This window comes from Colwellia sp. D2M02 (genome assembly GCF_018860755.1).
Taxonomy (GTDB): Bacteria; Pseudomonadota; Gammaproteobacteria; order Enterobacterales; family Alteromonadaceae; genus Colwellia; species Colwellia asteriadis.
The window spans coordinates 37949-44792 of the sequence record NZ_JAHKPW010000056.1 but is presented as its reverse complement, the minus strand read 5'-3'; the positions used below and the strand labels follow the sequence as shown (position 1 = coordinate 44792).

The following is a 6844-nucleotide window of genomic DNA, read 5'->3' as shown; positions in this document are numbered from 1 at the left end:
TCCATCCCGCGTCCGAATGGTTTAATAATATCTCATTAAGAGATAAATAAACGAGCCTTAAAAGTTTTAATTCATTTTAAAAGAATATCCTCAAAAATCTCTCCCTGAGAACGAGGCGTATACTAAGGATAGCGCACTCATAAAGCAAGTGCTTTTTTAAAAAAAATTACGATAGCTTAAAACTTCAACATAAAGGGGGAATTACGCTCAATTTCGCCGCATAAACTTTAACTTTTGTTTATGTGCACTATGTTTGCGTATATAATCGCAGCATAGTTTACTCTGGAAATACCCCATGAAAGAAAGCACGCAACAATTTTTAGCCTTAACGTCTCCTGGCATTGAAGTTTTACTTAGTGATGAAATAAAAAGCCTAGGCGGTGAAAACGTCATTCAAAAGCCAGAGGGGGTTTATTTCGACGCTTCAATGGCTGTTGGTTATAAAATTTGTTTGTGGACGCGCCTAGCCACAAGAGTAATGTTAAAGCTTGGTGAAGGTGACGCTCTTAACAAAGACAAACTATTTGCCACGGCAAATACGATTAATTGGCCTGATATTTTTACCAGTAATACGACATTTGCTATCGATTTTGTTGGTTACAGTGAAGAAATCCGAAATAGTCAGTTTGGCGCGTTAACTATTAAGGATGCGATTGTTGATCAGTTTAGGGAGCAAGGTTTAGATCGTCCTAATGTTGATAAAAGCGCGCCACAAATTAGTTTTCAAGCACGCTTACTAAAAGACAATATCACATTATTTTTAGACTTTTCGGGACGCGGTTTATTTCAACGCGGTTATCGACAAAATAGTGGTGCTGCACCATTAAAAGAAAACTTAGCCGCAGCATTAATTATTCGTTCGGGTTGGTTAGATGATACGAGTAAGCCACTGGTTGATCCTATGTGTGGCTCAGGCACTATTTTAATTGAAGCTGTTTCAATGGCTGCTAAGCAAGCACCAGGAATTGACCGTAGAACATGGGGCTTTGCAGCTTGGCAGGCACATAATGTTGAGTTATGGGAAGAGGCTCTTAGCGATGCTATTACACAATCAGAACAATCACTTGAACAACTAAAAGTTAAAGTGTTTGGGGTTGATATCGACTCACGCGTTATTAATACCGCACAGCAAAACTCACGTGCTGCTGGCTTACAGCGCTTTATTGAGTTTTCATGTAAAAACACCAATGATATGAATAATACGTTTGGACAAGCGGGCACTATATTATTTAACCCTCCCTATGGTGAACGTATTGGTGAGTTACCAGAGCTTGTTGAAAACTTTGTTTTATTTGGTCAGAAGTTAAAAGCACAATTTTTAGATTGGCGTGTAGCTATTTTTACCGCGAACGTTGAGCTGCTAAGTATGCTCAAGCTTTCCAGTTTTAAACGCTATAAGTTGAAAAATGGTCCGTTAGATTGTCAACTAGCTTTATATAACGTTGATGAAAAACAGCTATCAAAAGATGCAAGTAACCCACAAGCTAACTTTGCCGAACAAGATAGTGCTTTTGCCAATCGTCTCAAGAAAAATGCTAAATCACTTAAAGGCTGGCTTAAATCAAATCAAATAGATTGTTACCGCCTTTATGATGCTGATATCCCAGAGTATAACGTTGCCGTTGATATTTACAGTGAGTATTTAGTGATTCAAGAGTACGCAGCACCTAAGAATATTGAAACAGAAAAAGCGACTAAACGCTTACAAGAAGTCATTTACTGGGCACCTAAAGTGTTAGGTATTCCAACAGATAAAGTTGTACTTAAAACCCGAGCGAAACAAAAGGGTAGTAATCAATATCAGCGTATCGATAAATCAAAGCAGTCAATTACCATTAATGAACATGGCGCTTTATTTAAAATAAACCTTTGGGATTACCTTGATACTGGCTTGTTTTTAGATCATCGAAAAACTCGCCAAATTGTTGCCAAGAAAGCGAAAGGTAAAACACTACTCAATATGTTTGCTTATACTGGTTCAGTGTCTGTGCAAGCGGCGATACACGGCGCTAGTGAAATTACCACGGTTGATATGTCTAATACTTATTTAAATTGGGCTCAAGATAACTTTGCTTTAAATAAATTGAGTAGTCATAAGTACCAATTTGTTCAGGCTGATTGTTTAGATTGGTTGAAGAAAAACACGCAAAAGTTTGATTTGATTTTTATCGACCCGCCAACATTTTCAAACTCAAAGCGTATGGAAGACAGTTTTGATGTACAACGTGATCATGTCACTTTACTTACTGATGCATTAAAGTCTCTTAATAAGGGCGGAGAAATATTCTTCACGAACAATAAGCGTAATTTTAAAATAGATTTTGATGCGTTAGATAAAGCCGGTTTACAAGCGCAAGCGATGTCTGATATTACCCGTGATAAAGACTTCTCCCGTAATAAACATATTCATAATAGCTGGTCTATTACACGAAAAGCCTAATAGGTTTTATAAAATGCAAATATATAACCTTTATGGCAGCGAAGGCTGTCATTTATGTGAGCAAGCTCAAGCGATTTGTTTATCAATATTGGCTAAAGAGCAGCTAAATGAAGTTGATATTATTGAGCAAGAACGCGTTGAACATGAAGAAAAAACATTGGTTGAACTGTATGGCGTGCATATCCCCGTACTTGAAAAGTTAGCCGTTAATGGTAATGCTAATCGCAAGTTATTTTGGCCTTTTACTGCAGAGCAAGTTAAACAACTTAGTTTGTAATGACAATATTTAAATAAGAAGAATTATGGAATTATTAAGAATAGCCAATGGCGAACTTGCTTTTGGTGAAGATAAAATTTTAGATAAAGCTGACTTGAGCATACAAACGGGTGAGCGTATCTGTTTAGTGGGCCGAAATGGTGCTGGTAAGTCAACATTAATGAAGATATTAATGGGCTTACAAAATTTAGATGATGGTCAAATCTTAAAATCAAGCACCATGCAAATGGCTATGTTAGAGCAAGATCCACCAGAATCATCAGAAATGAGTGTCTTTGATTATGTCGCTGAAGGCGTAAAGGAAAATGCTGACTTAATTCGCCGTTATCACCACTTGATTCATATCATTGGTGAAGACCCGAGTGAACAAAACCTTAATAAGCTTGCTAAAGTTCAAGAAGAGTTAGAGCAAGCTAATGCATGGCAAGATGAGCAACGCATAGAGCAAGTGATGACGACTTTATCACTTAATGGTGATGCTAAAATTTCAGATCTTTCCGGTGGTTGGCTAAGAAAAGTCGCCCTTGCTAAAGCATTAGTGACGAGTCCAGATATTTTATTACTTGATGAGCCAACTAACCATTTAGATATTCAAAGTGTTCTATGGCTGGAAAAGTTTTTAAAAGACTTTGCTGGCACTATTATTTTTATTAGTCATGACAGGGCATTTATTCGCGGTTTATCTACGCGCATTTTAGATCTCGATCGCGGGCAATTAAAAAGCTACCCTGGTGACTACGATTTATATGTCGAGCAAAAGCAGCATGACTTACAAGTTGAAAGTCAACAAAATGCGCTGTTTGATAAAAAGCTTGCTGAAGAAGAAGTGTGGATTCGCCAAGGAATTAAAGCAAGGCGTACACGTAATGAAGGCCGAGTACGCTCTTTAGAAAAACTGCGCTTAGAGCGTAAAGCAAGACGCGAAGTTCGCAACCAAAGCGCCATGAATATTACCCAAGGCGAACGTTCAGGAAAGTTAGTTTTTGAAGCTGAAGATGTAACCGTAGCCTTTGAAAATAAAGTGGTGATAGATAAGCTTAACTTATTAATTTCGCGCAACGATCGTCTAGCGTTAATTGGTGCTAATGGTACAGGTAAGTCAACATTAATTAAATTGATTATGGAAAGGCTACCTGCAACAAGTGGTAAAATGCGCTCAGGAGTTAATTTAGATATAGCTTACTTTGATCAGCACAGAGAAGCTTTAGATTTAAATAAAACGGTTCAGGAAATTGTGGGTGAAGGTAAACAAGAAGTAGTCGTTAACGGTAAATCTCGCCATGTATTGGGTTATTTACAAGACTTCTTATTTAGCCCTAAGCGAGCAAGAACACCGGTAAGAGCATTATCGGGTGGTGAAAAAAATAGGTTGTTACTCGCACGACTATTCTTACGCCCGAGTAATTTACTCATTCTGGATGAGCCAACTAACGATCTAGATATTGAAACTTTAGAGCTACTTGAAGAAGTGGTTGCAAATTATGCAGGAACCGTTATTTTAGTTAGCCATGATAGGGACTTTGTTAATAATTGTGTTAATACCTGTCTTTATTTTGATGGAACCGGACAAATTAACCAAATCGTTGGTGGCTATGATGATGTTGATGATTATTTGGTATTAAAGGCTGAACAGCGTCAAACTATGCTCGATAATGCAAAACAACAAAACAATAAAGCCACTCAAACAAAGGTTCAAGAAAAAGCAAAGCCAACCGCTCCTGAAGTTAAAAAGAAGAAGCTTTCATTTAAAGAAACAAAAGAGCTGGAAGAGTTACCCGAAAAAATAGATGTACTTGAAACTGAAATAGAGGCATTACAAGTGCAGGTTAATGAAGCTGACTTTTTTACTCAAGAAGAGAGTGTCACTAAAAAAATATTGAACCAGCTTGCTGAAAAAGAGTCAAATCTTGAAGTTATCTATGCGCGTTGGCAAGAATTAGACGAGTTTTAGTAGCGAAAAAGCAGGGTAAAAAGAAGAAACTAGTTCTTCTATATAAGTTAATAGTGTCTGAAATTATTCAACGATAAATGTTTAACACTTTTGTGGCACCCCTGTTATTAGTATTAAACTCAAAGTTTTCAAGGCAATTTTTATTAAAATAAGTTGTCATAATAATCATTAATAAGAGTTAACAAGAAGAATGAAGCAATTTGCAAAACATATGTTGGCAGTGGGCATTACCAGTGCATTGAGTTTTAGTGTGATTAATCCCGTTGCAGCCGCTACTTATAAAGTGGTTGATAAAATTGCCGTTGATGAACTTAAGCATAGTTATGCTCAACAACAAAATAATAATGGTGTATTAGCAATCTCTGGCTCTAACCTTTATAATTTTCCGGTGCAATTTGACTATCTAGATGATGATGATTTTACAAAAATTAGAGAGTTAGCAAGGATTCGACATGAGAGAGTTCATGGTTTAAATGAAATTGAAAATTATGACGAGTTAGTCGCAGGAAACCCTACAGCTAACGATCTGGCATGGGTTAAATCTTATTTAGCTTTGCAAGTTGATTTTGAAAGTCCTGAAAATGACCCTTATGAGTATCAACGAGTTGGTGATTTAGTTGCGATGATTAACTTGGGCGGTGATGCCGATACCGAAGTTTTTAAAATATTTGACCAGCCTTTTGCCGGCACTGATACCTTAACTCGCTCAACCATTGATATTATTTCAGGTGTAACCAACAGTGGTATTGCTTATGGTAGTGCGACAGCACCTTATTTACCTATGGAAGACTTCACGACCAGTAATGGTAATGTTAAAACTTTTTGGTTAAGAGAGCATGGTCAACGAGGTTTTTTCTCTTACGATAATGGTGCTCAAATTTTTCCTGTGATACCAGCAGAGACACGCTATGGTGGTGGTATTTCAGCGGTGCTTGATGTCAATGATAACGGTGAAGCTGTTGGTTACATGAGTTATGAGTTAAGTGAAACAATTCAAGAGTATGTTGAGGATGAAAGCAATGGTTGCTCCGATCCCGATGTTGTTGATGACTTTCCTTTTGAAATTTGTGTTCAGCGTTATCAGCCTTACATGTATCGTATCATGGCATTTAAGGGCAGCTTGAATGCAAATGGCGAGGTGACTTCAGAGCAGCTAGGTTTGTTGGTCGAGCCACACCCTGAAGATACACGTAATTACTCAAGTCGCGCTCTGGCTATTAATAATAATGGTGTAGCCGTTGGCTTTGCTGATGGTTGGGATGATGAAGGCGTTACTACACCTGACGAGGATGAGAGGTTGACAGGCTCTTATGCGGTGATGTTTAAGGATGGTAAAGTTTTTGATTTTAACCAAGAACATTACAGTTTTAGAGTGTTTTCAGGCTCTGTTGTAAATTGGTCTAAAGCTTATGATATTAACGATCATGGCCTCGTTGTAGGTACAACAAATACATTAAGTGCAGTTAACAAGTTTTTTTATGTTGATACCAGCGTTCCTGAAGCTGAAATGAAAATGACTTTACCCGATGACTTTTTTAAAAGCTCACAGAGTGCAGCATATGCGGTTAATAATAACGGTATGATAGTTGGCGATGGTGAAATAGAAACTCATAATGCGAGTACTGATAATCCACGTCGCACAGCCGCTTTTTTATATGACAGTAAAACGGACGTTTTTAATAATGTTAATGATTTATTAGAATGTGGCTCGCCTTATACGGTAGTAGAAGCTCGTGATATTAATGATGAAAATGTTATTTCAGGTACAGCTATTATTAAAGTTGACAGGTACGATGCCAAAGGTGAACTTATGCTCGATAGCGACGGAAGTCCCCTTACAGAAGATGTGGTTCGTGCTGTGACCTTAGTACCTATTGCAGGAGAAGTGGAAGATTGTTTTGATGAAGAAGAGAAAGTAGAACGTCAAGGCGCAAGCTTTAACTTACTAGCGTTATTATCACTATTTGGCTTATTTGGTGTCCGCTTATATAAAAGAATATTTTAGGGGAGCTTCGTGCCATTATAAAGAAAGCACTTTTTAGTGCTTTTTTTATAAGCTTAATTTATACGCCGAGAGTGAGTAATAAATATAAAAATTATTTAGGTGAAATTTGTGTTTTTTTAAATTCTTCCTATGCTTAAAGGAGTAAATAACTTTTAATTTATTAAGGAGCGT

4 protein-coding genes are annotated in these 6844 nt (G+C 37.3%); all 4 read left to right on the top strand.

Annotated features, from left to right (window positions below; genetic code table 11):
• Window positions 1–295 precede the first annotated feature (295 nt).
• The 4 genes from rlmKL (at window position 296) to KO495_RS09105 (ending at window position 6673) form a co-directional block, all read left to right on the top strand.
• Window positions 296–2440 (top strand): bifunctional 23S rRNA (guanine(2069)-N(7))-methyltransferase RlmK/23S rRNA (guanine(2445)-N(2))-methyltransferase RlmL, encoded by a 2145-nt coding sequence (gene rlmKL / locus KO495_RS09120; protein ID WP_215980088.1) that lies wholly within the window; start codon window positions 296–298, stop codon window positions 2438–2440.
• A 13-nt stretch (window positions 2441–2453) separates the two neighbouring features.
• A complete protein-coding gene (locus KO495_RS09115) occupies window positions 2454–2717 on the top strand; it encodes a glutaredoxin family protein (RefSeq protein WP_215980087.1) in 264 nt (87 codons plus the stop codon).
• 25 nt (window positions 2718–2742) lie between these two features.
• Complete coding sequence (locus KO495_RS09110; protein WP_215980086.1) at window positions 2743–4668, top strand: ATP-binding cassette domain-containing protein; 1926 nt, start codon at window positions 2743–2745, stop codon at window positions 4666–4668.
• Window positions 4669–4858: 190 nt separating this feature from the next.
• The gene (locus tag KO495_RS09105) at window positions 4859–6673 is read left to right on the top strand and encodes a DUF3466 family protein (RefSeq protein ID WP_215980085.1); all 1815 of its coding nucleotides are present in this window, start codon (window positions 4859–4861) and stop codon (window positions 6671–6673) included.
• The last annotated feature ends 171 nt before the right edge of the window (window positions 6674–6844 follow it).

Coding starts and splice junctions, on each gene's coding strand:
- rlmKL (WP_215980088.1), top strand. CDS start 296: ATGAAAGAAAGCACGCAACAATTTTTAGCCTTAACGTCTCCTGGCATT.
- KO495_RS09115 (WP_215980087.1), top strand. CDS start 2,454: ATGCAAATATATAACCTTTATGGCAGCGAAGGCTGTCATTTATGTGAG.
- KO495_RS09110 (WP_215980086.1), top strand. CDS start 2,743: ATGGAATTATTAAGAATAGCCAATGGCGAACTTGCTTTTGGTGAAGAT.
- KO495_RS09105 (WP_215980085.1), top strand. CDS start 4,859: ATGAAGCAATTTGCAAAACATATGTTGGCAGTGGGCATTACCAGTGCA.